Raw genomic sequence first — 25,440 nt, forward strand, 5'->3', positions numbered from 1 at the left:
GTAGTCTATAAATAATAAAAACCCAAAGATACTTGAGTTTTTATTATTTTAGTTATGATTATTCTCCCAATTTAAAATTGACAGTGATGAAGCCAACTTGCGTTTCGGGTGCATTAGAATCGGGTTGCCATTTGTATTTTTTAGCTGTGGCTATAGCCGGCTCAACCAAACATGGGTTGGTATTTGTGGTTCCCTTTGTGTATTTTGCTGCAATTACATTTCCGCTTCTATTTACTGTAATTTGAACGACCACAGTCCCGAATTCATTGCATTTTTGAACTTCTTTTCCTGTTGCGCTTAATTTTCTACCGTTTAATCCCCAGCCTCTTCCGCCTCCAGTTCCTCCACCAGAACCATAGTAACTGTTAGCATATGGATCACCGTTAGGATTTCCTTTGTCTCCAGCTAAATTGTCGTTGCCTTCGCCACCGCTTGCTTTTCCGTCAGATTTTGGTCCGTTTAGTAAACTCGATAAAGCATCAGAGGTACTTTTGGATGGTTTCGGGCTTTCGACAGCCTTCGGTTTAACTTCTTCTTTTGCCGTGCTTTTAGTTGGTTTTTCTTTTTTGGTCTCTTTCATAACCACTGCCTCTTCAATATCTTGCGACATAACTTCATCATCGCTGGCTGCTGCAGGTTGCGCGGTGGTAGGCTGTGGAGCAGATTGAATGGCTTCGGTTGGCTGAATGTCTCCCATGCCTACATCGGTGGTCCCAAAATTGATGGCTATTCCATTTTCCGGAGGTGGGTCCAAAGAGGTTAGTCCTAAAAAGAAAAACAGCAAAAACATAATTACAAACAAGACGCTTGTAATAGCAAATGATTTTCTTTCTTCTTCTGTTTCTAAATATTTCATAAGGAATACTTCTTGTGCTTTTGCACAGAATTATTTGGGTCTAACGGCTAAAACTACTTTAATCTGATTGCGGTTGGCGATATCTAAAACACTAACAGCTTTCTCTATCGGCACGCCTTCTTCGGCTCTTAAAATAATTGCTTTGGTTTTATCACTTCCAAAAATAGAAAGCAATTTTGGCTCTAAATCAGTTTCAGAGATTTTTTCTTTGTCAATATAAAATTGCAAATCTTTGTCGATACTTACCGCAATATTTTTATTGCTGTCGGTTTTTCCTTTTGCTTTTGGCAATACTAAATCTAAAGCATTAGTGGTAACCATTGTTGATGTAAGCATGAAAAATATCAATAGTAAGAATACAATATCAGTCATAGATGACATATTGAATTCGGGACTTACTTTATTTCTTCCTCTAAGGTTCATAGTTAAGATGGGTCATTTAATAGGTCTAGAAAATCAACAGCATTAGCTTCCATCATGTGAACAACTTTATCTGTTTTTACCACTAAGTGATTGTAACCAACATAAGCAATAATTCCGACAACTAATCCAACTACAGTTGTTGTCATTGCCGTGTAAATTCCTTCAGAAAGTGCGCCAACTTCAATTTGTCCGCCAGAACTTGCCATTTTGTGAAACGCAAGAATCATTCCGACAACCGTTCCAAGAAAACCAGTCATCGGTCCAGCTCCAGAAATAGTCGCTAGCATGCTTACGTTTTTTTCTAATTTGTAAATTTCAAGTTTTCCAGCATTTTCGATCGCAGTGTTAATGTCATCTAAAGGCTTACCAATACGAGAAATTCCTTTTTCAATTAAACGAGCAACTGGTGAAGTAGAGTGAGCACAAAGCATTTTAGCGTTATCGATGCGTCCGTTTCTAATATTTTCGCGAATTTGATTCATGAAATTACTGTCTATTTGTGTAGCTTTTTTGATAGCCATTAAGCGTTCAAAATACAAATATAGGGCAGCGAAAAACATTAAAAATAAAGCGAACATTATGATTTGACCTCCTATTCCTCCGCTAGTTAGGAGTTCGATAATAGATAGCGTTTTTTCAACAGGAACGGCGTCCGCCATAGTTTCTTGTGCAACAGATAAACTATCTGTTTGAAGCAGTATACTCATAAAAAATTTTCTTTGTTATTGAAACGCTAATATATTACAAAAATTGTTAGTTTTTATTCAAATATGGGAAAGTCCAAAGATGTTAAGAAAAAATTAGCGTTTCAATACAAAGGTTTTTTTTATACTAATTGTTTGAGTGCAATCTCGAATGCAGTTGCACTTATATTAGTTTTTGATGGATTCAAAGCATGTGCTTTTTCAATAGCCTTTCTGATGGTTTCAGAGGTGTCTTCAAAAATAGCTTCATCGGTCATCTCGACTTTTTTCTCCATGAAATAAGCAAAAACACGCGCCATACCACAATTTGAAATAAAATCGGGAATTAAGCTCACTTTATGATCAACTTCTTCCATTATTGGACCAAAGAAAATAGCCGTGTCTGAAAAAGGCACATTAGCACCACAAGACACCACTTCTAATCCGTTGGCAATTAAGCGCTCCATTTGGCTTTGCGTAACTAATCTTGAAGCGGCGCAAGGAGTGAAGATTTCTGCACCGATGGTCCAGATTTGTTCGTTAATTTCGTCAAAAGGAATCATGTTTTTGGCAACTAATTTATTGCCATCTTTTGCCAAATAGAATGTTCTGATTTCTTCGAAAGTAAACCCTTCTTTATTAATTATACCACCGTCTCTATCGATGATTCCGATAATTTTAACGCCCATAGCAGCAAGGTAAAATGCGGCAGCAGAACCGACATTTCCAAAACCTTGCACAATGGCTTTCTTGCCCTTAACATTCCCGCCGTAAATAGCGTAATAATGACGAACGGCTTGAACGACACCATAACCAGTAATCATATCTGCAATGGTGAGTTTCTTATTGACGTCTGGAGAAAAAGCGGGGTTTTCGATTACTTTGATAACGCCCTGACGCAACTGGCCGATTCTATTAATTTTGTCTGCTTCGGTCGGTTTAAAGTGACCATTAAAAACACCTTCTTGCGGATGCCAAATTCCACACTCTTCGGTCATTGGTATAACTTCGTGAATTTCATCAACATTCATGTCGCCACCTGTTCCGTAATAACTTTTCAGTAAAGGGTAAACGGCTTTATACCAGCGTTGCAAAACTCCTTTTTTTCGTGGATCAGTAGGGTCAAAGTTAATTCCAGATTTAGCACCTCCAATCGCAGGGCCAGATACCGAAAACTTAACTTCCATGGTTTTGGCCAAAGACAGTACTTCGTTCATGTCTAGGCCTTTTCTCATTCGAGTTCCACCGCCAGCAGCGCCACCTCTAAGCGAGTTTATTACGGTCCAACCTTCAGCTTCTGTTTCTGAGTCTTTCCAATTAAAAACTATCTCGGGTTCTTTATTTTCAAATTTCTTTAATAAATCTTTCATTTAATTGCGATTAGTTTAATTTTTGCAAATATAACGAATGTAATAATGTGAAATATTTATTTTAAAGTTAAAACGAAAAAAACCCGATAGAAAAATTTATTTTAAATTTTTCTATCGGGTTAAGTATAGATAAAACGTTGTTTTTACTTGTATCTGCCTAGTAAATCTTCTTTCAAGATTTTATCAACCGGGTCTTCTGATAGCCAAATTCCGAAGAATGCTTTTTTAAATTCAAAACCATCAATTTTACCTTCGTAACGATCATTTTTATAAATTAATAGAGCACTGTCCATTGGACTGTATATTAAATTAAAAGCATCTCCTTTTTTGGTTTCTTCTTTTCCAATAAGTCTTTCCAATTGCAGCAACTTATCAGTAAGCTTTACGAAGCCTTTAGGTCCAACCGATCTTTCAACTCCTTTTTCTAAGGCTTTAGATAATTTTTTTGAAGAGACTAATCCAGAAGTAACTTGAATTCTAATAGCCATTTCTGTATCACTGTCGATAATAAATGCAGCATCTTGAGACAATTGCGATAGGTACAATGCTTGAACGTACAGCTCAGTAAACATTTTTGAACGCTGACCTACGCCATTTAAAGACAATTCTCTACTTTTAAATTCTAATGTTCTTGGTACAATTACACCATTTACATTAAATTCTTTTTGTGCCATTACATTCGATAATGGTAAAATTAAAAGTAAGCTTAAAAGAGGTAATAATTTTTTCATATTTGTGTGGCTATTTATTTTTTTTGCAAAAGTAGCTGAAAATTATAGCTTTACGCGTTTTTTATACGGTCTTTTTGCTTGAAAATGGCCGCAAATGCATAATTATGAAAATGATATGGAATTAGTGAAAAAATATATTATCTCTAATATATTTAACCAATTTTATAAAAAATACTTCCAGAACTGTGGTCTTTTTTAGCTCCCGTAACACTTGATAAGCAATTATTCTCATTTAGCAGTCTTAAAATTCCTAATAAAGCAAAGATTAGCGCTTCTTTATATTCTAAAATTTTATTGTCAGGAATGACAATAGTCATCTTTGGTAGTGTTTCCTGTATTGCTTCTATTAAAAAATCGTTGTAAGCTCCACCACCAGTTATCAATATTTTTTGCTCAATTACTGGAAGCGCGTTTTTGGTTTGAATGGCAATGTGCTTCGTAAACGTGTGCATTTTATCTTCTATACTAATTGGGTACGATTCTAATAGGGGTAAAACAATTTGATTTACAAACTCGACACCCAAAGATTTGGGGAAAGAAAGTTGGTAGTAATCCAACTGATTGAGGTCTTCTAACAAATCAGTATTAAGTTGCCCTTTACGTGCAATCGCACCTTTGTCGTCGTAAGGTAAATTTAATTGATTGGCATAGAAATTTAATACTGTGTTAACCGGACTAATATCGAAAGCAATTCGCTTTTGATTCGCTTCGAAGGAAATATTCGAAAATCCACCTAAATTCATACAATAGTAGTACTCACTAAATAAAAGGCGGTCACCAATTGGTACTAGTGGAGCGCCTTGACCGCCCAATGCTACATCTTGTATTCTAAAATCGCAAACGACAGTTTCATTAATGAGTGTAGCAATTTTCGAAAGATTTCCAATTTGTAACGTAATTCCTTTTTCGGGTTGATGTAAAATTGTATGACCGTGTGAGCAAACGGCATCTAGATTTTTAATTTCGTTTTTTTGTATAAAAGTTAAAATACAATTTGCCAGTAAATCTGTGTAGTTTTCGTTCAGTTGCTCTAGTTCATCGTTCGAATAATTGACGGCAGTTTTTAACTGTTTCAGCCAGGCTGCGTTATAAGGAATTGTCTCCGCTTCTAAAATCGAAAATTTCCACTGTTCCTCTTTTTTAGACAAATGAATATGAGCCAAATCAATTCCGTCGAGCGATGTTCCAGACATAACTCCGATAACGTTATAGTAATTTTCCTTCATAGGTCAAAATTACAAATGATTATTGAAAAATTAATAATTAAAAAAGTATATTTGGAGACAAATTTTAGCTAATAGCCAAACAAATTTTAACAACGTATAATTATTTTTCATGTCAGTTAAAGCAGCTCAGTAAGTTGTTTTGGTGATTTTCGGATGAAGAATTTAATTTTTAATAGTATGGATTTTAATCTTACGGAAGAACATTTGATGATTCAAAAAGCAGCAAGAGATTTTGCTCAAAATGAATTGTTGCCAGGTGTTATAGAAAGAGACGATAAACAGATTTTCCCAACAGAACAAATAAAAAAAATGGGAGAATTAGGTTTTATGGGAATGATGGTGGACCCGAAATATGGCGGAAGTGGTTTAGATGCAATTTCGTATGTGATTGCAATGGAAGAAATTTCTAAGGTTGATGCTTCGGCGTCGGTAGTTATGTCTGTTAATAATTCGCTAGTTTGCTGGGGTCTTCAAGAATTTGGAACTGAAGAGCAAAAGGAAAAATATTTACCACAATTAGCATCAGGTCAAATTCACGGTGCTTTTTGTTTGAGTGAGCCAGAAGCCGGTAGTGATGCTACTTCGCAACAAACTTCAGCTATTGATATGGGCGATCATTATTTGGTAAACGGTACGAAAAACTGGATTACCAACGGAAACACGGCTTCGGTTTATTTGGTAATCGCACAAACGCATGCTGAGAAGAAACACAAAGGAATTAATGCTTTGATTATGACCAAAGACATGCCTGGTTTTTCAATTGGTCCAAAAGAACAAAAGATGGGAATTCGCGGTTCGGATACACACTCTTTAATGTTTACCGATGTAAAAGTACCTAAAGAGAATAGAATTGGTGAAGATGGTTTCGGATTTAAATTTGCGATGAAAACTTTGGCAGGTGGACGAATCGGAATCGCATCGCAAGCGTTAGGAATTGCATCTGGTGCTTACGAGTTGGCCTTGCAATATTCTAAAGTTCGTAAAGCTTTTGGAACCGAAATTTGCAACCACCAAGCTATTGCGTTTAAATTGGCGGACATGGCTGTTAACATTGAAGCTGCACGTCATTTGTGTATGAAAGCTGCTTGGGACAAAGACCAACATAATAATTATGACGTAAGTGGTGCTATGGCAAAATTATTTGCTTCGCAAGTTGCTATGGATACAACTGTTGAAGCAGTTCAAATTCATGGTGGAAATGGTTACGTTAGAGAATATCATGTAGAACGTATGATGCGAGATGCAAAGATTACTCAAATTTATGAAGGAACTTCAGAGATTCAAAAAATCGTAATCTCGAGAGCTGTTATCGCAGGATAATTTTTTTTAGAACTATATTAATTGCCCTTTCGATTTAATGTTCGGAAGGGTTTTTTATTTATTTTTTTCGTTTTTTCCTTAGCTTGTTCCAATTGTGTGAGATCAAAATCTTGTCGAACTTGGTTTTTATATAAATTTGAAATAGTTGTATATTGCAGCTATTTACTTTCGATATAACTTTACAAATAATAGTATGAGATATCTTTACCTATTAATTCCGTTTTTATTTATTAGCTGTAAAACAACTTCTCCGCAACAAAAGGCAGAGACAGAGATTACGAGCAAACCTTCAAAGTCATTAAAGCCAATTGAAGTTACCTATAAAGTAAATCCAGACGAAGTAAGTTCTTTTCTTAAAAAATTGGCATCGGATGAAATGGAAGGACGCGAAACTGGAGAAATCGGAATGGTAAAAGCAGCCGACTTTTTAATTGATTTTTTAAAGAAAAATAATGTAAAGCCTTATTTTAAGTATTACCAAGATACGCTAGTGCGATTTAAAGGACCTGCTTATAATGTGGTTGGATTTATAGAAGGCTCCGATCCAGAGTTGAAAAATGAATTTGTTCTTTTAAGCGCACACTATGATCATATTGGTGTAGAAAAAAATACGCCGAACGCCGATAAAATTAACAATGGTGCAAATGATGACGCTTCGGGAGTAACTGCTGTTGCTGAAATGGCAAAGTATTTTAGCGAAACTAAATCGAATAAACGCAGTGTTTTAATTGTGTTTTTTACTGGAGAAGAAAAAGGATTACTAGGCTCTAAGCATTTGGCTAAGAAATTATTTAATCAAAAATTTAATCTATACGCACAACTAAATGTTGAAATGATTGGAGTACCAATGAAAAGAGATTATTTAGCCTATATAACGGGTTTTGAATTATCGACTATGGCTAAAAAAATAAATGAATATACGGGAAAAAGCACTGTTGGGTTTTTACCAAAAGCAAATGAATATCAATTGTTTAAGCGATCGGATAATTATTCGTTTTACCAGCAATTTAAAGTGCCTTGCCAGTCGGTGAGTACTTTCGATTTTGAAAATTTTAAATATTACCATCATGTAAAAGATGAGTTTGAATTAATGGATACCGCACACTTGACTACTTTTATTCAAGACTTTTTACCAGCAGTCACTGCAATGACAACATCAGCGAAGAGAGAAATTAAAATGAATACAAAATAAATTGCTTTATAGCGATTTGCTTATTTTTACGAAATGAAAAATATTATTGTTACAGGAACAAGTAGAGGAATTGGTTACGAATTGGCTTTGCAATTTGCAAATGCAAACCATCAGGTTTTGGCTATTTCGCGTAAAGTTCCGAAACAGCTATTAGAACATCCTAATATTACTTGTTTGTCTGTTGATTTGGCTAATGAATCTGATTTAAATAAAGTAACAGATTTTTTGAAATCAACATGGAAAACGGTAGATGGATTAGTACACAATGCGGGCAGTATTGTTTGCAAACCATTTGAAGAATTGACACAGCTTGACTTTGAAAATGTTTTTAAAGTAAATGTTTTTGGTGTAGCCAATTTAACGCGTCTTGCTTTACCCTTTATGCAAAAAGGGAGTCATGTTGTTACCATCAGTTCTATTGGTGGTGTCCGCGGCAGTCTTAAATTTCCGGGTTTAGCAGCATACAGTGCGAGCAAAGGCGCTGTGATTACGTTGTCTGAATTATTGGCAGAAGAATACAAAGAGCAGGGTATTTCGTTTAATGTCTTGGCATTAGGAGCCGTTCAGACCGAAATGTTAGAGGAAGCTTTTCCAGGTTATCAGGCGCCTATTTCAGCAAAGGGGATAGCTGATTATATTTATGATTTTACCTTGAATGGTAATAAATATTACAATGGTAAAGTGCTGGAAGTATCAACTACAAATCCTTAATGTGAATTGCTTTTGGACAATCATTGCACCTTTAATTATTTTCTCAGCGAAAGACATTTAACTCATACTTTATAATTCACAATTAACTCAAATTTTGAACGATACTTTATCCAAATATTTACCTGAACATGCTGTGAAGCCTGTGTTCGATTTAATTGTAACGCATCGTGTTCATCTTAAAATTGTTAACGAAAGGCAAACGCGTCACGGTGATTATAGAAAAGGATTGAGTGGTAAACATGAAATTACAGTCAATTCGAGTTTAAATAAGTATAAATTTCTTATTACCCTGGTGCACGAAATTGGTCATTTAGTTGCTTTTGAAAAGTACGGGAGAAATATAAGACCGCACGGAAAGGAGTGGAAGCATACTTTTCAGCAATTGATGATTCCATATATTCGACCAGAAATTTTCCCAGGGCATTTGTTACCATTACTAGCGCGTCATTTTAAGAATCCAAGTGCAAGTAGTGACACGGACACCACTTTGTCGTTAGCCTTAAAACAATTTGATGCAGCAAATGATAAAAATTATATTTTTGAAATTCCTTATGGAACCGTATTTCGGATTCAAAACGGGAAAATTTTTAAAAAAATAGCGGTACGTACGAAACGATTTGAATGTTTAGAAATTAGTTCAGGCAAGACGTATCTTTTCAATCCGAATGCCGAGGTCGAGGTTTTGTCAAGTTACTAGATTCTAGTTGTTGGAAAATTTTTATTTGAACATTCGTCTGGTGTCGCAAGGATAATACTAGCATGAAGTGACCGGCAATTCAAATCGAGAATGTTTAGTAAATTTATAGCTGACAGTACTCTTGTTTTTTGACGAAGAAAGTGTTGGCCAAATTTTGCTCTTTTTACTTTGTGGCTTAAATAGTCATTTTGTATGTGAATATAAATGTATAGCAAAAGTAAAACCCCAATTTCCAGTGTAGTAAACAATTGGAATTTGGGGTTTTTTCTAGTAGAACTTCTATGAATTTTATCCTTTTAAATATGCTTCTCTAACTTTTCTAAATAAATTAGAAGAATAAACGAAGTCAACTACGGCTTCATTATCGGTAATAAAAATTTCTTCTTTGGTCCCTTGCCAAGCTTTCAAGCCATTTTTTAGGAATACAATATTATCACCAATCTCCATAACCGAGTTCATATCGTGGGTATTAATAACCGTCGTGATATCGTATTCTTCGGTAATTTCCTTAATTAAATTATCGATCAATGTAGAAGTATTTGGATCTAAACCAGAATTTGGCTCGTCGCAAAATAAATATTTAGGACGGTTCACAATTGCGCGCGCAATGGCAACTCTTTTTTGCATTCCACCCGAAATTTCGGAGGGTAGTTTTTTATGTGCGTCTACAAGATTTACTCTTTTAAGAACAAACTCTACTCGTTCTGCAATATCAGCACGATTCAGTTTTGTAAACATGCGTAACGGGAAAGCCACATTTTCTGCAACAGTCATCGAGTCGAATAATGCACTTCCTTGAAAAACCATTCCAATTTCAGTTCTCAAGTCTCGTTTTTCAGAGGCGTCTAAATTTGAGTAAATTCTGCCATCAAACTCTATCGTTCCAACTTCGGGATGATGAATTCCGAGTAGACTTTTTAATAAAACAGTTTTTCCAGAACCACTTTGTCCAATAATTAAGTTGGTTTTTCCTGTTTCAAAAACAGTCGAAATTCCTTTAAGAACCTTATTGTCGCCAAACGATTTTTCTATGTTTTTTACTTCTATCATGATCCTAGTAACAATTGAGTTAATATGTAATTGAAAAGAATAATCGAAACTGCTGTCCATACAAAGGCAACTGTACTTGCTTTACCAACTTCTAGCGCACCACCTTTCATATAATACCCGTGAAACGAAGGAATAGTTGCTAATAACATGGCAAATATCATGGTTTTAATAAATGCGTAGGCAATGTGAAACGGAATAAAATCCATTTGTGCTCCTTGAATAAAAGCTTCGCTGGTTGTAAATCCACCGTAGGCACTAGCTAACCATCCACCAAAAATTCCTAAAAACATTGCGATACCAATAACAAATGGATACAATAGCAATGCAATAATTTTTGGAAAAACTAAATAATTTACAGAATTTACTCCCATTACTTCCAAAGCATCAATCTGCTCAGTAACTCTCATGGTCCCAATACTTGATGTAATATAAGATCCCATTTTACCGGCCATAATTACCGAAATAAAGGTAGGTGCAAATTCTAATATAACCGATTGTCTCGTGGCAAAACCAATTAGATATTGAGGAATAAGTGGGTTAGTCAAGTTTAAAGCAGTTTGAATGGCAACAACTCCACCAATAAAGAAAGAGATGAAACATACAATTCCTAATGAATCAATAATTAAGTCATCGATTTCCTTAAATATCAAACGGCGCATTACCGGCCATTTGGTTTGCTTTATAAAGATTTCTTTGAGCATCAAAAAGTATCTTCCGACTTGTGATAAATAGCGAACGAGCATCATAATTTTACAAATATGGGCTAAGTTAAAAAGAACTTATGAGTTATGGCGTATGCGTACAGTTTTTTAGACTATTTTATGAATCAAATTAACTTTTGTTTCATTTTTTGTAATCTGTATTTTCGAACAAATTTCGCTTGCTCCTCGCTTACTAGCATCGTCTTGTTTTCGCGTTTTGCTTTCCAAAAACCTTTAATGTAATCGATAAATAACAAAGGTTTCCCTTTTCTTAGTGCTAATTTTAAAGAAGCAATAGAGGTAATTACAAAACCGTAACCTAAAGTGTAAAACGCTTCGCCTTGTTTGTACCGCGCGGCTTTATTGTAGCTCGCACCAGTTGGTTTGAGGTGTTTTACGTGCAAACTTTCATCGGTAACCACTTTCCAATTGTAGAATTTGCATAGCAATTCGTCTGCAGTGTCCCAACCCATTTGTGGTTTGAGACCGCCAATTTGCTTGAAGGCTTCTTTTCGGTATGCTTTTAAGGCACCGCGTATGTGATCTTTATCGGTAAGGTTTTCTAGAACCCAATCGTTGTTCTTCTTGATGTAACAAAATCCGCCAACCATACCAATAGTAGTATCTGATTTAAAATGCTTGATAATGGTTTCAAAATAATTAGAAGGGAAAATTAGGTCAGCATCTACTTTGACAATAATATCGTAGTGGTTATCAATGTTTTTTTCACCTTCTTGAAAAGCTTGAATGACTTTGCTTCCTGGTAAATGTATAGCAGCTGAAACCTTGTTCACTAAAGAAATAAATGGATATTTTTGACTGAATTGAGTTATAATTTGTGGGGTACTGTCGGTAGAACTGTCGTTGACTACAATTATTTTTGAAGGTAAAACGGTTTGCTCGACCAAGGATTGCAGTGTTTCAGCCATAAAGGCTTCTTCGTTGTATGCTGGAATTATTATATAATATTTCATTGGCAGAATTGTAAATTATAAATTATCAGTTGTTAATGGAAATCAGTATATATAATTTTCAATTTTTTAATAATTTAAATCCGCTCGGCATACACTATATAATACCTGTTGGTGAAATAGCGCAATAAGGGTCTGATTCCGATTTTTTTTACTGGATTGGTCCATTGTTGGCGGTCGATAATTTTCCAGCCTGTTTTTTCTAAAAGCCAGTCGAGTTGCCAGTCTTCAAATTCGTGGTAATGTCTGTCCCACATATCGGTTTTGCTTCGGTATGCCGGAGAAAACCACAAACGAAGTGGAATAGATATAATTAATTTATTTGCTTTAATCTGGTTTAGAACGACAAACGGGTTGAGTAAATGTTCGAAAATTTCTAAAGCAGTGACTACTGTTTCTTGAGATTGTTGTAATGAATTTTGATTGAAATCTAGATCTTCTCCCGTTGTGTTGGTAACAGCATATCCTGCTTCTTTCATGATTTTAGAAAAAGGATTTTCTACGCCAAGGTCTAAAATTGTTTCGGAAGGTTTGATGTGCTTTTGTAGAAATTCTAAGGTAAGTTTGAATCTTTTATTGGGAAATGTTTTTTCGTACATTGAGTTTTTTGTTTGAAACAAGATTGCAAATGTACAAAGATATCTGTTTATTTTTTTGATTTTTAGCCCAGATGGAAATGAAAAGCCCACGACAACAAAAAGATAGTTTTTTTTGGATTAAAAAAGCGACCAGCGGAAGCTCTTTTTGGGCTTTAAAAAAACATTTTTTTGTAACGTGGGCTTGCAATGAACAGCTGGATTAGCTGCAAATAGTTAATATCTGTACACAAATGCATTGATGTTCATGCCTGCACCAACAGATGCAAAAATTAGGACATCACCTTTGTTTATTTCGTGGTTTTCAATTTTTCCTTGAATTAATAAATCAAATAAGGTTGGAACGGTGGCTACACTACTATTTCCTAAATCATGAATGCTCATTGGCATTACGTCTTCGGGCACGGCTCTGTCGTATAGTTTGTAAAAACGATTGATGATCGCTTCGTCCATTTTTTCGTTGGCTTGGTGTATCAATATTTTTTTGACATCATCGATGCCTAAACCACTTTGATCCAGACAGCTCTTCATAGCCGTTGGAACGTTGTTTAATGCAAATTCGTAAATTTTACGACCGTGCATTTTGATGTATTTGGTGTCTGAAACTATTTCGGGATTGTATGATTTTCCGTAAAACAAATAATTAGCTTCATCCATGGCGTAGGTCGCATTTTCATACGATAACATTCCGCTTTCGTCATCAGAAGCTTCGATAATTGAGGCACCAGCACCATCGGAATAGATCATAGAATCGCGATCGTGATCATCGACTACTCTAGATAACGTTTCGGCACCAATAACCAAACAGCGTTTTGCCATGCCTGATTTAATGAAAGCGTTGGCTTGTAATACACCTTCTATCCAGCCTGGACAGCCAAAAAGAATGTCAAAAGCGACACATTTTGGATTGTGTATTTGTAATTTGTTTTTAACACGCGTTGCTAAACTTGGTAAGATATCGGTTTGTGAAGTGCCGAATTTTACGTCGCCAAAATTGTGTGCAAATATAATGTAATCTATAGTTTCAGGATCGATTTGTGCATTCTCTATGGCTCTTTGAGAAGCAAAAAAAGCTAAGTCTGATGAAGTGAGATGATCTTCGGCATAGCGACGATTTTCAATTCCGGTTATGCTTTTAAATTTCTTAATAACAACTTCATTATTGTAACCAAAAGGAGAGCCGTCTTCGTTTAAAAATGTATGATTATTAAAATCGGTATTGCTTACGCTTTTCTCTGGAATATAGCTACCTATTCCTGTTATTTTTATGTTCATTGGTGTATATCTTTCTCAAAATTTAAGCTAAAGTAAATATTATAAATTAAATCACATCATAATTTTTAGTATGCATGCATATAATTATGGTAAAATTATATTTTAGATAAAATTCTGAATTATTGCTATAAATTTAGCTAATTTACTGAATCTAATTATATGATTTTTATCATATTCCGATTTACTTCTGTTGAAATTCGGTAAAATTGTTATAAAAAAATGCCTCGCAAAAACGAGGCATTTAAAGTATAGGATTTTGTTACTTTTAGCTTTCCATATAGGCCTCGATTGGAGCACAGCTGCAAATTAAATTACGATCTCCGTAAGCATCATCGGCTCTTCGAACAGAAGGCCAGAATTTGTTTTCGGCAATGTACTCTAAAGGAAAAGCGGCTTGTTCTCTCGTGTACGGAAATTCCCAATTCTCAACCGTTAGCATCGCTAAAGTATGTGGAGAATTTTTCAAAACATTATTTTTGTCATCGATGTTTGCGGCTTCGATTTCTTTTCTGATAGCAATCATAGCGTCACAAAAACGATCTAATTCTTCTAAATTTTCACTTTCTGTTGGTTCGATCATTAAAGTTCCAGCAACTGGAAATGAAACTGTTGGCGCATGAAAACCATAATCCATTAAACGTTTTGCAATATCGGTAACTTCGATTCCTTTTTGTTTAAAAGGACGGCATTCTAGAATCATTTCATGAGCAGCACGACCCATTTCTCCACTGTATAACGTTTCGTAATGTTCGCTCAATTTTTCTTTGATGTAATTCGCGTTCAAAATAGCATGTTCTGTAGAACTTTTTAATCCTTCTGCACCTAACATGCAGATGTATCCGTAAGAAATTAAACAAACCAATGCAGAACCCCAAGGCGCAGCCGAAATAGCGGTTATTGCTTTTTCGCCTCCTGTTGCAATCACCGGATTAGTTGGTAAAAAAGGAACTAGTTGTGGAGCTACACAAATTGGCCCTACTCCAGGACCTCCGCCACCGTGAGGAATAGCGAAAGTTTTGTGTAAATTTAAGTGACAAACGTCTGCACCAATTGTAGCAGGATTGGTCAATCCAACTTGCGCATTCATATTGGCACCATCCATGTACACTTGACCACCGTTATCGTGAATCAATTGGGTGATTTCTTTAATAGCGCTTTCGTAAACACCGTGAGTTGAAGGATAGGTAACCATGATACAAGACAAATTGTCTTTGTGTAAAATAGCTTTTTCACGTAAATCATCTACATCAATATTTCCGTTTTCTAATGTTTTAGTAACGACTACTTTCATTCCAGCCATGGCTGCAGAAGCAGGATTGGTTCCGTGTGCTGATGATGGAATTAAAGCAATATTTCTGTGGTGATCGCCACGAGATTGGTGGTAGGCACGAATAACCATTAATCCAGCATATTCTCCTTGCGCTCCTGAATTAGGTTGTAATGTAGTTCCTGCGAAACCAGTAATTACATTTAATTGCTGCTCTAGTTTACGCAACATTTCTTGGTATCCTTGTGCTTGTTCTAGTGGAGCAAATGGATGAATGTTATTCCAATTGGCATTACTTAAAGGTAACATCTCTGAAGCAGCATTCAATTTCATCGTACAAGAACCCAATGAAATCATCGAATGGTTCAATGCTAAATCTTTGCGCTCTAGCATTTTGATGTAACGCATTAAAGCCGTTTCCGAATGGTATTTATTGAAAACTTCGTGCGTTAAAAACGTTGAAGTTCTACTTAAATTTTCAGGATAATGATTAGCAGTTGTAAAAGAGTCAATTTTTGCAGCGTCTTTTCCGATAGCTGTAGCAAAAATAGAAATGATTTTATTTATTTCATTAATTCCAACAGTTTCATTTAAAGAGATCGCGATGTTTTTTGCATCGATATAGTAAAAGTTTACTTCGCGTTCTTCCGCAACTGCTTTTACTTTATCACTATCCGCTTGTACCACGATTGTATCAAAAAAGGCTGTATTGGTTTGTTGAACGCCCAATTTCGCCAACTCATTTGTTAGTGTTGCTGCTGCCGCGTGCACTTTGTCTGCAATGTATCGTAAACCTTTTGGTCCATGATAGACAGCGTACATTCCTGCCATAACAGAGAGTAAAACTTGAGCCGTACAGATATTTGAAGTTGCTTTATCGCGTTTAATATGTTGCTCGCGCGTTTGCAATGCCATACGCAAAGCACGGTTGCCATTGGTGTCAATTGATACACCAATAATACGACCTGGCATACTTCTTTTATATTCGTCTTTTGTCGCAAAATAAGCAGCGTGTGGCCCACCGTAACCTAACGGAATTCCGAAACGTTGCGTCGTCCCCACAACAACTGCCGCGCCCATTTCTCCTGGTGGCGTTAATTTTGCTAAACTTAAAATATCAGCTGCAACAGCTACTTTAATTTCTTGTGCAGTAGCTTTTGCTATAAAAGCACTATAATCGTTTACTTGACCGTATTTTCCTGGATACTGTAAAATAGCTCCAAAAAATTCAGTCGAGAAATCAAAGGTCTCATGGTTTCCAATTACTAATTCCACACCAATTGGAGTGGCACGAGTTTGTAAAACAGATAGAGTTTGAGGTAAAATTTCTTCTGAAACGAAGAATTTATTAGTGTTGTTCTTCTTTTGGTCTCTCGTTCTAACATCAAACAACAATGCCATAGCTTCAGCAGCAGCAGTTGCTTCATCTAATAAAGAAGCATTTGCAATTTCCATTCCTGTCAACTCAATAACAGTAGTTTGAAAGTTTAAAATTGCTTCTAAACGACCTTGAGCTATCTCTGCTTGATACGGTGTATAAGCAGTGTACCATCCTGGATTTTCGAAAATATTGCGTTGAATTACAGCCGGAACAATAGCTTGATTATAACCCAAACCAATATATGACTGAAAAACCTTATTTTTGTTTCCTAACTGCTGAATGTGATTTGCAAATTCGTATTCGGTCATTGCAGGTTCAAGATCCAGTGGAGCTTTTAGACGAATATCGTCTGGGAGAGTTTCATATACGAGTTGATCAATTGATTCTACTCCAATGGTTTTCAACATGTGTTGAAGGTCGGTATCTCTTGGACCGATGTGTCTTAAAGCAAATGCATCTGTTTTCATATGGAACTAAAAGTGTTGTTTTTTTGTCGCGCAAAATTAAGTATTATTAATAATTTAATACCAAATAAGACTCTTAAATTTTGTGAATTTTACAATTAAAGGGTTGATTTGTTAGTAATTGATTAGATTTATCTTATGAAAATAGGCTCTGCGCTTTTAAATTTTTATATTAACGGCAGTATTCACGTGGCTTTGTCGTGTTACGCTTTAATGCATTTAACGTTTCACATGTTTCAAATTCCGGCAGATGAAAGCAGCGCATTATTTGTCTTCTTTGGTACAATAGTCGGCTATAATTTTGTAAAATACGATGCCTTAGTACGAGTGCAACGTATTGCGATGCGTATTCAGTTAAAATTTATCGCTGCACTGAGTCTTTTTGCTTTTGTAATGGTGGGTTATTATTTTTTTCAACTGCAACGAATCACTCAAGTTCTTTCGATAATAATTTTAGCATTTACCCTGTTGTACACTTTGCCTTTTTTTCCGAATAAAAAAAATGCGCGCAATTGGGCAGGAGTAAAAATTTATATTGTTTCCTTATGCTGGGTCGGCGCTACTGTAGTGTTACCAGTAATAAATGCCGAAATCCCCATCACAACTGACTTTTTCTTGAAATGCTTACAGCGGTTTATATTGGTTTTTGTTTTGATTTTGATTTTCGAAATTATTGATGTCGAAAATGATGATCCTCATTTGCAAACCGTTCCACAGCAAATTGGTGTGAAACGCACAAAAATATTAGGATTATTGTTGTTGCTGCCTTTTTATTGCTTCGAATTTTTAAAGATTAATTTTGATAAAAACCAGCTCATTGTCAATTTGATTATGGTGAGCGTGCTATCGCTTTTTATAATTTACGCCAAAGCCAATCGTTCCAGATATTACAGTTCATTTTTTGTAGAAGCTGTGCCAATTTTTTGGTGGCTTTTAGTGGTTTTTTTTGATTTACGGATGATACAATTATAAAAAAAACCGAAGTAGAAATACTTCGGTTTTTAAAATATATAATGATTGATACTCCTATAAAAGTCCCGCTCTTTTCAACAATGCATCTGGACTTGGTTCTTGTCCTCTAAAACGTTTGTACAATTCCATCGGCAATTCGGTTCCACCTTTAGACAGAATGTTGTCTTTGAATTTTGTTGCCACTTCTTTATTGAAAATTCCTTTCTCTTGAAAATAGGCAAAAGCATCGGCATCCAAGACCTCAGCCCATTTGTAACTGTAATATCCCGAAGAATATCCGCCTTGAAAAATATGCGAAAATGAAACCGACATACAATTTTCGGCTACATCAGGATATAAAGTAGTGCCTTCAAATGTTGCTTTTTCAAACGCTTTGATGTCGTTTATTGCAGTGGGGTTGTTGCTGTGAAATGCCATGTCTAAAAGTCCAAAACTAATTTGTCTCAAAGTTGCCATGCCTTCTTGAAAACTCGCACTTTCTTTGATTTTTTCTACATATTCTTGCGGAATAATTTCGCCCGTTTCATAATGTTTGGCGAACAATGCCAAAGCTTCAGGTTCGTAACACCAGTTTTCCATTACTTGACTTGGCAATTCGACAAAGTCCCAATAAACGGAGGTTCCAGACAAACTTGGATAGTTTGTGTTAGCCAACATTCCGTGCAATCCGTGACCAAATTCATGGAACAAAGTAGTTACTTCATTAAATGTCAAAAGCGAAGGTTTGGTTTCTGTGGGTTTGGTAAAATTACAAACGTTAGAAATATGCGGGCGCTCATTTACACCATCTTTAATGGATTGTGATTTAAAAGAAGTCATCCAAGCACCATTTCGCTTGCCTTTTCTTGGAAAGAAATCCGCGTAAAATATGGAAACCAGTTCGCCAAATTCATCTTTGACTTCATAAATCATCACTTCTTCGTGGTATTTATCAATGTCAAAAACCTCGGTAAAAGTCAATCCGAATAATTTTCCAGCGATGGTAAAAGCACCATTTAAAACATTTTCTAATTGAAAATAAGGTTTTAACTTTTCATCGTCTAAATTGAATAATTTTTGCTTCAATTTCTCAGAATAATAAGCGCCATCCCATTTCTCCAATTGGTCAATACCGTCTAACTCTTTCGCGAAAGCGGTTAATTCTGCAAACTCTTTTTGAGCAGCAGGCCTTGCTTTGGCTAATAAATCATTTAAAAACGATTTTACTTTATCTGGGTTTTGCGCCATTCGTTCTTCCAAAACAAAATGAGAATGGGTTTCATAGCCTAATAAATTGGCTCTTTCAAAACGAAGTTTAGCAATTTTTAAAGTGATTGCTTTGTTGTCGAATTCGTTGTCTTGAAAAGCTTTCTTACCAGCAGCAATGGCCATTTCTTTGCGCAATTCGCGATTGTCGGCATACGTTACAAACGGAATGTAACTTGGGTAATCCAACGTAAAAATCCAACCTTCCTTATTTGTCATCCCAATACTTTGGGATCCTAATGTTTTTGCAGCTTCGATTGTTCCTTCTGGTAAACCTGCCAAATCGCTTTCGTTTGTAATGTGCAATTGATAATTGTTGGTTTCGGCCAATACATTTTCGCCAAAAGTCAGTTTTAATTTGGCCAATTCGGTATCAATTTCACGCAATTTTGATTTTTTATCTTCCGAAAGTAAAGCGCCATTTCTAGAAAAACTTTTGAATTTTTTATCCAATAAAGTGGCTTGTTCAGCAGATAAATTCAAACTGTATTTTTGCTCGTAAACTGTTTTTATTCTCTTAAATAAATCTTCGTTTAAAGTAATGTCATTGCTGAACTCTGTTAGTAAAGGCGAAACTTCTTGGGCGATTTTTTGCATTTCGTCACTCGTTTCCGCCGAATTCATATTGAAGAATATAGACGACAATCGGTCCAAGGCATTTCCTGAAAAATCCAAAGCCTCAATTGTATTTTCAAAAGTTGGAGTTGCTGCATTGTTAATTATAGCATCTATTTCAGCTTTTGCGGCAGCGATATTTGCTATAAAAGCGGGTTTGTAATCGTCCATTTTAATTTGAGAAAATGGCGCTGTATCGTATTTGGTGTTGAATTTCTGAGTAAGTAGTGTCATTGTGGAGTTGTTAATTATGATTTTATGAAACCTAATTTTTCGAATGGTAAATATAACGATTTATAAAAACAAGAATGCCTTCGGCTGTTTTGATTACTGTTAAACTTGACAAAAGGCTGTGTGGCAGTGGGCAATAAAAAGGTATCTTGTAGGTTAGCTTCTGCTTCAAGAAGTTCATAAGCAAATAATATAGTAAAGATGAATTATAAAATAGAAATAAAGCGCGTTGATACGGTTGATGAATTGGAAGGATATTGGTCTAATGATGATTTGATTCAATTGTTAGAAAAGTTCAATTATCCAGATGGCGCAACCGCAGATAAAAGTAGTTTGTTTGAGTTATTACAAATGGCGATTTCTGACTACGAGCCAAGTGAGGCCGCAGAAATTGCACTTGCCCACAAATTGTCTGAAGAACTCAATGAAGGACAAATTCAGCAAATTGCACACAACATGTTGATCGATAAAGTGTGTGAAGAATATCCTGAAATCCCTTTGCAGGGGCGATTGTATCATGTCAATCAGTTGCTTTTTAAGGCCTATAATGGAACGTTTCCTAATGCTAAAGCTTCGGTTGTTTATTTTTCAATGACAGCAGAAGAAGCGGATGCAGCAAAGATATTAACAAGAGAGAATGTGTTGAAATTATTGAATACTGGTTTGTCGGATCGAAATTTAATCAAGCGATTATTTGACGACCAAATGACACAGAATATTCCGTTTCCAGAAGCAGAAGGAATTATTTGGGAATTAATTACAGAAGACAATGTTAATTATACTTTGGTAACTTCTGAAAACTGGATTAATAGAGAGGATTTTACCGATTTTCAATTTGAAAGTGAGCTGGAAGAAATAGCGGAAGAGGCATAAATACTTTGCTTGAATATTTTAGATGAAAAAGGCTTCCAGTTCATAGGAAGCCTTTTTATTTGTCTGTTTTTTTGAACACGGATTTCACGCATTAGCACAAATTAATTTTCTAAAATTTGTCTGGTTTATGGTGTGATTATTATTTTTTCAAACTTTCAGAAGCTTTGATTACGGCTTCTTTCAGTTCTAATTTATAAGCAATTATGCGGTCTAAAACTTCTTTATTGCTGCTTCCAATAATTTGCGCCGCTAAAATTCCAGCATTTTTAGCACCATTTAGTGCAACAGTTGCAACAGGAACGCCGCCTGGCATTTGCAAAATAGACAAAACAGAATCCCAACCGTCAATTGAATTGCTTGATTTTACAGGAACTCCAATTATAGGAAGAGGAGACATCGAAGCTACCATTCCTGGTAAGTGTGCCGCTCCGCCAGCTCCCGCAATAATTACTGAAATTCCGCGGGTGTGTGCGTTTTGACTGAAATCAAATAATTTCTCGGGCGTTCTGTGCGCTGAAACGATATCTACTTCAGTTTCGATATTAAATTGTTTCAAGATGTCTATGGCTTCTTGCATGACTGGCATGTCTGAGATGCTTCCCATTACTATGGCTACTTTGCTCATTTTTTTTATTTTGATTGTGGGATTGAAGAAATTAAAAAAATAGTTTGATAATTTTTTAATCTTTCATTCTTTAAATTTTTTAATTATTTCGAAATCACTCGAATCGTGTTCTTCACATCTTCAGCAATTCGTCTGGCTTCAGCCATATTTTCGTTCACGATCGTTACATGTCCCATTTTTCTGAAAGGACGGGTTTGTTTTTTACCGTAAATATGTGGTGTTACTCCATTCCAACCTAAAATAGTTTCGATATTTTCATAAACAACATCTCCAGAAAATCCTCCTTCACCTACCAAGTTTACCATAATCCCAGCTACTTTACTTTCAGAATTTCCTAAAGGTAAATCTAAAATAGCACGCAAATGATTTTCGAATTGTGAAGTAAAACTTCCTTCAATACTATAATGACCAGAATTGTGTGGGCGAGGAGCAACCTCATTCACGATAATTTCGTCATCAACAGTTTGAAACATTTCTACTGCCAAAAGTCCAACATGATTGAATTTTTCGGAAACATTTAATGCAATTGCTCTTGCTTTTTCAGCCACCACTGCATCAATACGGGCAGGACAAATTACATACTCCACTTGATTTGCTTCTGGGTGAAACTCCATTTCAACCACAGGATACGTTTTTATTGCTCCTGATGGATTGCGACAAACAATCACAGCCAATTCGTTTTTAAACGGAATCATTTGTTCTACAATACATTCTACGTTAGGAAGACTGTCTAAATCAGCGATTTGGCGAATCACTTTTACACCATTTCCATCGTATCCAAATTCGGTACATTTCCACACAAAAGGCAATGCAATTGCTTCTTGTGGCTTACTCATTTCTAACTTCAAATTTTCTAAATTAGAAAATCTTTGATATGCCGCTGTTGGAATATTATGTTCGGTATAAAAATCTTTTTGAGTGCCTTTATTCTGAATTTTCCTCAATGTTTTAGGAGAAGGATATACTTTTAAGCCTTCGCTTTCTAGTTTTTCTAACGCTTCCAAGTTGACCAATTCAATTTCAAAAGTCAAAACATCAACTTGTTTTCCGAAATTATAAACAGTGTCGAAATCCATCAAATCACCTTTGAAGAATTTATTGCAAGCAATTTTACTTGGAGCTTCATCGCTTGGGTCCAAAATGTAAGTTTGTATGTCGAACTTTCGAGTGTCAAACAAGAGCATTTTTCCTAATTGTCCGCCGCCTAAAATGCCTAATTTAAAATCAGAAGAAAAGTAATTCATCGTTGTGTGTTTGTGATTGGCAAAGATACTTTATAATGCGTAAATACTAAAACGCTATTTTATTTTCTTCAAAACTTCTCTTGCCACTGCTTGATAAGCATAAGAATGAGCCGCATAATCTTTAGTCAGTATGATTTGCAATTCAGGATGAATCCAATCGCAGTAATTTCCTAAAATATACAAAGTACGCATGCAATAGGCTTTGGTGGCTACTTTAATGTCGTTTATAAGCCAGTCAAAAGAAGTTTCAATACAGTCTTGTAGATTTTCTTCAGAAAGAAAAATGCCGTTCTCTGCTTTTTTATAATGTGCTTGTATCAAAAGCTGTGTCACCTTTGCAATGGGCCGAATCGAACTTTCGTTTTTTAAAACTTTCAAATGAGAGCAGAAAAAATTCAGCTGCGGTTGCAACCAAATTAATTTTTCATAAGCGACAAATTCTAAAATATAGCAGGCTTTGTGGTTGTTTCTGTCGGTCGGAGAAAAACAAATTTCAACCAATTCTTCAAAATAATGTTTGTTTTCAAGAACTTCCTGCGCATATTTTAAGCGACTTTCTCTGTACGCAGTAACAAGGTCTAATTTTCGTTGTAATTCAGACTGCATTATTTAGTTGATTTTGATCGTCTAAAATAAGTAATTTAAAGCAACGGAACCATAATAATTTACAGGCAAACCAGGATAGTAATATCGCGGCAACGCCTTTCCGAAAGCAACAGCATTAGGCAGAATTAAAGTTGCGTACTTTTCGTTGGTTGCGTTATTTACGCCCACGGCTAAGTGCGCATTCCACTTTGGAAGGATTTCGAAGCGATAACCTGTTTTGAAATTAATTAAATGATACGAATTAGCATATACTGAATTCGCGTCATTTAACGGAATGTCATCAATGTACTGAAAATCGCCACTCAGGTAAATGCCTAAAGTGGTATTAATGAGCACACCAACATTCGCTTTGCTAGCAGGAACTCCAGTTAATTTATTTCCAGAAAAATCAGTTCCATTGTCATCGAATTCTTTAAATTTATAGTTCCCTACTGAAGCAGATACATGCGATTGAATGTCCAAAAAGGAATTTATTTTCCAATTGTACTTGGCTAATATTTCGACACCTTCGTGCAATGTTTTGCCCGCATTGGCACCAACATATTGATCATCGCCTACACGTTTGGCAACTAATAAATCTTTAATTTCCATGCGATACAAACTAACCTCTGTGTACACTTTTCTACTAAAAAAGTAAAATTTTCCGCCCAGCTCCAAATTATAGCCATTCTCGGGTTTGATGTCTGGATTGATAGTGCCAGTACTGCTGAGCGTTTCTTCGGTTGCCGGTAATGAAAAACCGCGGCTTGCCGATAAATAAATGGTTCGTTCGTCAGTTGGCTTGAATAACAATGACAATTGTGGCGAAAAAATACCGCCGTAACTGTATTTTTCAGTTGATTTTAAATTGTAATTTTCTATTTCAAATTGTGTCGCATTGTAATTTATTCCTGCTTGTACTTCAAATTGCTCAGCAACTAAAGTTCTAATTTGCGAAAACACATTGTGAAACTGCCTTTTTTGACCTGTTTCGGTAAATAAATTGCCTTGTAAACTGCCTTGATTGTTATTTTGCTTGTATAAGTTTTCGAAAGTATTGCCTTTATAAGTATCTTGAAAATATTCGATGCCTGTTATAAAATGATTGGTAACATTTTTAATCTTAAACTTACCTGAAAATTGTGTTCGTGCACCACTTGCAAACGTATATTGGTTTAAAATGTCAAAAGGTCTGGCTTCGTTGTTGTCTTTGTAATTGACGAAAATTGAAGTTGAATTTTGTAAATTGTCGTTGAGTTGAAAATCATAAGCCAATCCTGCCAATGTCGATTTGTATTCTTTGTATCCTTTGGAAGCAACCCAAGTAGCTGCTCCAGATTTTGGATTATTTTCGAACAAATCTTTGCTAATTGAACTCGGAATGAAAGCTTTTAAATAAGTATAATTTGAAAAATAAGTCAGTTTGCTATTTGCTTTTTTTAGCAACTCGCCGGCTAAGGTTATTCCTTCTCTATTGTAGGCGCTGTTTTCTCGCCAACCGTCTGTTTCTAGCTTATGGTAGCTTAAATTTACGCTAGCATTTTCTTTGTTTAAATTATAGTTCACCGTATTTTTCACTAAACTATTGGAACCAACAACGGTGTTGATGCTGGCGCTTTGACCAATGGTAGTTAACAACTTCGGCGAAATTAAAATTGCTCCGCCTAAACCAGCGCCATAAACGCTAGACAATGGTCCCTTAATTATTTCAATTTGGCTTAAAGTTTCCAAATTTATATCATCAATAACCGTTTCGCTATTACCAGAAGTCAACGGAATACTTCCATAAAAAGCCCTGATTTTATTGGTTCCATAAGGTGTTCTAGCGCCAATACCTCGAATTGAAATTCGGCTTGTCGTAAAATTTGCCGATTGCATGAACACGCCAGGAATGATATTTAGCACCGTACTAATATCTGTGCTGTTATTTTGTATTAAATCGGCTTGAGATAAAATTCCGATAGATGCCGATGCATTTTGTAATTTAGTATTAATGTGCAGCGGACTGATAATTACTTCTTGTAGCTTTTTAGTTCTGAGCGTGTCAATTGTTTTGCTTTCTTTATTTTGAGCACTTATATTTACAAAACACAAGAGCAAAAAATTAAGAAAGCAGTATTTCTTTGCAATCATAAA

Annotated in this window: 23 protein-coding genes; 6 read left to right on the forward strand and 17 right to left on the reverse strand. The window is 35.6% G+C overall.

Going from position 1 to position 25,440, the window contains the following annotated elements:
- Window positions 1-58 precede the first annotated feature (58 nt).
- From AP058_RS15860 to AP058_RS15885, 6 genes are all read right to left on the reverse strand, one after another.
- Entirely contained in the window at window positions 59-856 is a 798-nt protein-coding gene (locus AP058_RS15860) for an energy transducer TonB (protein WP_066313097.1), read from the reverse strand.
- A 30-nt stretch (window positions 857-886) separates the two neighbouring features.
- Window positions 887-1,279: a biopolymer transporter ExbD gene (locus AP058_RS15865; protein ID WP_066313098.1), complete on the reverse strand. Its 393-nt coding sequence runs from the start codon at window positions 1,277-1,279 to the stop codon at window positions 887-889.
- A gap of 2 nt (window positions 1,280-1,281) precedes the next feature.
- Window positions 1,282-1,986: a MotA/TolQ/ExbB proton channel family protein gene (locus AP058_RS15870; protein ID WP_066313104.1), complete on the reverse strand. Its 705-nt coding sequence runs from the start codon at window positions 1,984-1,986 to the stop codon at window positions 1,282-1,284.
- A 119-nt stretch (window positions 1,987-2,105) separates the two neighbouring features.
- The gene (locus AP058_RS15875; RefSeq protein ID WP_066313111.1) at window positions 2,106-3,332 is read right to left on the reverse strand and encodes a Glu/Leu/Phe/Val dehydrogenase dimerization domain-containing protein; all 1,227 of its coding nucleotides are present in this window, start codon (window positions 3,330-3,332) and stop codon (window positions 2,106-2,108) included.
- Window positions 3,333-3,475: 143 nt separating this feature from the next.
- Window positions 3,476-4,063 carry a chalcone isomerase family protein gene (locus tag AP058_RS15880; RefSeq protein WP_066313112.1) on the reverse strand — a complete coding sequence of 196 codons (588 nt, stop codon included), beginning with the start codon at window positions 4,061-4,063 and terminating at the stop codon, window positions 3,476-3,478.
- A gap of 152 nt (window positions 4,064-4,215) precedes the next feature.
- The gene (locus tag AP058_RS15885; protein WP_066313113.1) at window positions 4,216-5,289 is read right to left on the reverse strand and encodes an anhydro-N-acetylmuramic acid kinase; all 1,074 of its coding nucleotides are present in this window, start codon (window positions 5,287-5,289) and stop codon (window positions 4,216-4,218) included.
- 177 nt (window positions 5,290-5,466) lie between these two features.
- On the opposite strand from AP058_RS15885, the gene AP058_RS15890 reads away from it, so the two are divergent.
- From AP058_RS15890 to AP058_RS15905, 4 genes are all read left to right on the forward strand, one after another.
- Window positions 5,467-6,609: an acyl-CoA dehydrogenase family protein gene (locus AP058_RS15890; RefSeq protein ID WP_066313114.1), complete on the forward strand. Its 1,143-nt coding sequence runs from the start codon at window positions 5,467-5,469 to the stop codon at window positions 6,607-6,609.
- Between the two features lie 193 nt (window positions 6,610-6,802).
- Complete coding sequence (locus AP058_RS15895) at window positions 6,803-7,801, forward strand: M20/M25/M40 family metallo-hydrolase (protein WP_066313118.1); 999 nt, start codon at window positions 6,803-6,805, stop codon at window positions 7,799-7,801.
- Window positions 7,802-7,834: 33 nt separating this feature from the next.
- Window positions 7,835-8,512: an SDR family oxidoreductase gene (locus tag AP058_RS15900; RefSeq protein ID WP_066313119.1), complete on the forward strand. Its 678-nt coding sequence runs from the start codon at window positions 7,835-7,837 to the stop codon at window positions 8,510-8,512.
- A gap of 94 nt (window positions 8,513-8,606) precedes the next feature.
- Window positions 8,607-9,209, forward strand: a complete 603-nt coding sequence (locus AP058_RS15905) for a SprT-like domain-containing protein (protein WP_066313123.1) — start codon at window positions 8,607-8,609, stop codon at window positions 9,207-9,209.
- Between the two features lie 288 nt (window positions 9,210-9,497).
- Here the strand turns inward: AP058_RS15905 and AP058_RS15910 are convergent, their stop codons facing one another.
- From AP058_RS15910 to gcvP, 6 genes are all read right to left on the reverse strand, one after another.
- Window positions 9,498-10,259 carry an ABC transporter ATP-binding protein gene (locus AP058_RS15910; protein WP_066313129.1) on the reverse strand — a complete coding sequence of 254 codons (762 nt, stop codon included), beginning with the start codon at window positions 10,257-10,259 and terminating at the stop codon, window positions 9,498-9,500.
- On the reverse strand, window positions 10,256-11,005 hold the full coding sequence (locus AP058_RS15915; protein ID WP_066313133.1) for an ABC transporter permease: 750 nt from the start codon (window positions 11,003-11,005) through the stop codon (window positions 10,256-10,258). Before AP058_RS15915 ends, AP058_RS15910 begins: the two co-directional genes overlap by 4 nt.
- Window positions 11,006-11,085: 80 nt before the next feature.
- Complete coding sequence (locus tag AP058_RS15920) at window positions 11,086-11,934, reverse strand: glycosyltransferase family 2 protein (protein WP_066313135.1); 849 nt, start codon at window positions 11,932-11,934, stop codon at window positions 11,086-11,088.
- 74 nt (window positions 11,935-12,008) lie between these two features.
- Entirely contained in the window at window positions 12,009-12,530 is a 522-nt protein-coding gene (locus AP058_RS15925; protein ID WP_066313136.1) for a methyltransferase, read from the reverse strand.
- A 213-nt stretch (window positions 12,531-12,743) separates the two neighbouring features.
- Window positions 12,744-13,802, reverse strand: coding sequence for a 3-oxoacyl-ACP synthase III family protein (locus AP058_RS15930; RefSeq protein ID WP_066313144.1), 1,059 nt, complete (start codon window positions 13,800-13,802; stop codon window positions 12,744-12,746).
- Between the two features lie 265 nt (window positions 13,803-14,067).
- On the reverse strand, window positions 14,068-16,917 hold the full coding sequence (gene gcvP, locus AP058_RS15935) for an aminomethyl-transferring glycine dehydrogenase (RefSeq protein ID WP_066313146.1): 2,850 nt from the start codon (window positions 16,915-16,917) through the stop codon (window positions 14,068-14,070).
- A 135-nt stretch (window positions 16,918-17,052) separates the two neighbouring features.
- Between gcvP and AP058_RS15940 the strand changes: the two genes are divergently transcribed.
- Entirely contained in the window at window positions 17,053-17,886 is an 834-nt protein-coding gene (locus tag AP058_RS15940; protein WP_066313154.1) for a hypothetical protein, read from the forward strand.
- 54 nt (window positions 17,887-17,940) lie between these two features.
- Here AP058_RS15940 and AP058_RS15945 read toward each other — a convergent pair whose 3' ends face one another.
- Entirely contained in the window at window positions 17,941-19,980 is a 2,040-nt protein-coding gene (locus AP058_RS15945) for a M3 family metallopeptidase (protein ID WP_066313156.1), read from the reverse strand.
- Between the two features lie 198 nt (window positions 19,981-20,178).
- Here AP058_RS15945 and AP058_RS15950 point away from each other — a divergent pair, with 198 nt between their 5' ends.
- A complete protein-coding gene (locus tag AP058_RS15950) occupies window positions 20,179-20,850 on the forward strand; it encodes a hypothetical protein (RefSeq protein WP_066313158.1) in 672 nt (223 codons plus the stop codon).
- Window positions 20,851-20,989: 139 nt separating this feature from the next.
- Here the strand turns inward: AP058_RS15950 and purE are convergent, their stop codons facing one another.
- The 4 genes from purE to AP058_RS15970 all read right to left on the reverse strand — a co-directional run bounded on the left by purE (window position 20,990) and on the right by AP058_RS15970 (window position 25,437).
- On the reverse strand, window positions 20,990-21,475 hold the full coding sequence (gene purE / locus AP058_RS15955) for a 5-(carboxyamino)imidazole ribonucleotide mutase (RefSeq protein ID WP_066313162.1): 486 nt from the start codon (window positions 21,473-21,475) through the stop codon (window positions 20,990-20,992).
- A gap of 83 nt (window positions 21,476-21,558) precedes the next feature.
- Window positions 21,559-22,719 (reverse strand): 5-(carboxyamino)imidazole ribonucleotide synthase, encoded by a 1,161-nt coding sequence (locus tag AP058_RS15960; RefSeq protein WP_066313164.1) that lies wholly within the window; start codon window positions 22,717-22,719, stop codon window positions 21,559-21,561.
- Between the two features lie 54 nt (window positions 22,720-22,773).
- Entirely contained in the window at window positions 22,774-23,325 is a 552-nt protein-coding gene (locus tag AP058_RS15965) for a hypothetical protein (RefSeq protein WP_066313166.1), read from the reverse strand.
- A 21-nt stretch (window positions 23,326-23,346) separates the two neighbouring features.
- Complete coding sequence (locus AP058_RS15970; protein WP_066313169.1) at window positions 23,347-25,437, reverse strand: TonB-dependent receptor; 2,091 nt, start codon at window positions 25,435-25,437, stop codon at window positions 23,347-23,349.
- Window positions 25,438-25,440 lie beyond the last annotated feature (3 nt).

This window comes from Flavobacterium sp. TAB 87 (genome assembly GCF_001529295.1).
Classification (GTDB): Bacteria; Bacteroidota; Bacteroidia; order Flavobacteriales; family Flavobacteriaceae; genus Flavobacterium.

Bases quoted from the DNA above. Each gene is read 5' to 3' on its own strand.
- AP058_RS15860 (WP_066313097.1), bottom strand. From the start codon at position 856: ATGAAATATTTAGAAACAGAAGAAGAAAGAAAATCATTTGCTATTACA.
- AP058_RS15865 (WP_066313098.1), bottom strand. From the start codon at position 1,279: ATGAACCTTAGAGGAAGAAATAAAGTAAGTCCCGAATTCAATATGTCA.
- AP058_RS15870 (WP_066313104.1), bottom strand. From the start codon at position 1,986: ATGAGTATACTGCTTCAAACAGATAGTTTATCTGTTGCACAAGAAACT.
- AP058_RS15875 (WP_066313111.1), bottom strand. From the start codon at position 3,332: ATGAAAGATTTATTAAAGAAATTTGAAAATAAAGAACCCGAGATAGTT.
- AP058_RS15880 (WP_066313112.1), bottom strand. From the start codon at position 4,063: ATGAAAAAATTATTACCTCTTTTAAGCTTACTTTTAATTTTACCATTA.
- AP058_RS15885 (WP_066313113.1), bottom strand. From the start codon at position 5,289: ATGAAGGAAAATTACTATAACGTTATCGGAGTTATGTCTGGAACATCG.
- AP058_RS15890 (WP_066313114.1), top strand. From the start codon at position 5,467: ATGGATTTTAATCTTACGGAAGAACATTTGATGATTCAAAAAGCAGCA.
- AP058_RS15895 (WP_066313118.1), top strand. From the start codon at position 6,803: ATGAGATATCTTTACCTATTAATTCCGTTTTTATTTATTAGCTGTAAA.
- AP058_RS15900 (WP_066313119.1), top strand. From the start codon at position 7,835: ATGAAAAATATTATTGTTACAGGAACAAGTAGAGGAATTGGTTACGAA.
- AP058_RS15910 (WP_066313129.1), bottom strand. From the start codon at position 10,259: ATGATAGAAGTAAAAAACATAGAAAAATCGTTTGGCGACAATAAGGTT.
- AP058_RS15915 (WP_066313133.1), bottom strand. From the start codon at position 11,005: ATGATGCTCGTTCGCTATTTATCACAAGTCGGAAGATACTTTTTGATG.
- AP058_RS15920 (WP_066313135.1), bottom strand. From the start codon at position 11,934: ATGAAATATTATATAATAATTCCAGCATACAACGAAGAAGCCTTTATG.
- AP058_RS15925 (WP_066313136.1), bottom strand. From the start codon at position 12,530: ATGTACGAAAAAACATTTCCCAATAAAAGATTCAAACTTACCTTAGAA.
- AP058_RS15930 (WP_066313144.1), bottom strand. From the start codon at position 13,802: ATGAACATAAAAATAACAGGAATAGGTAGCTATATTCCAGAGAAAAGC.
- gcvP (WP_066313146.1), bottom strand. From the start codon at position 16,917: ATGAAAACAGATGCATTTGCTTTAAGACACATCGGTCCAAGAGATACC.
- AP058_RS15940 (WP_066313154.1), top strand. From the start codon at position 17,053: ATGAAAATAGGCTCTGCGCTTTTAAATTTTTATATTAACGGCAGTATT.
- AP058_RS15945 (WP_066313156.1), bottom strand. From the start codon at position 19,980: ATGACACTACTTACTCAGAAATTCAACACCAAATACGATACAGCGCCA.
- AP058_RS15950 (WP_066313158.1), top strand. From the start codon at position 20,179: ATGAATTATAAAATAGAAATAAAGCGCGTTGATACGGTTGATGAATTG.
- purE (WP_066313162.1), bottom strand. From the start codon at position 21,475: ATGAGCAAAGTAGCCATAGTAATGGGAAGCATCTCAGACATGCCAGTC.
- AP058_RS15960 (WP_066313164.1), bottom strand. From the start codon at position 22,719: ATGAATTACTTTTCTTCTGATTTTAAATTAGGCATTTTAGGCGGCGGA.
- AP058_RS15965 (WP_066313166.1), bottom strand. From the start codon at position 23,325: ATGCAGTCTGAATTACAACGAAAATTAGACCTTGTTACTGCGTACAGA.
- AP058_RS15970 (WP_066313169.1), bottom strand. From the start codon at position 25,437: ATGATTGCAAAGAAATACTGCTTTCTTAATTTTTTGCTCTTGTGTTTT.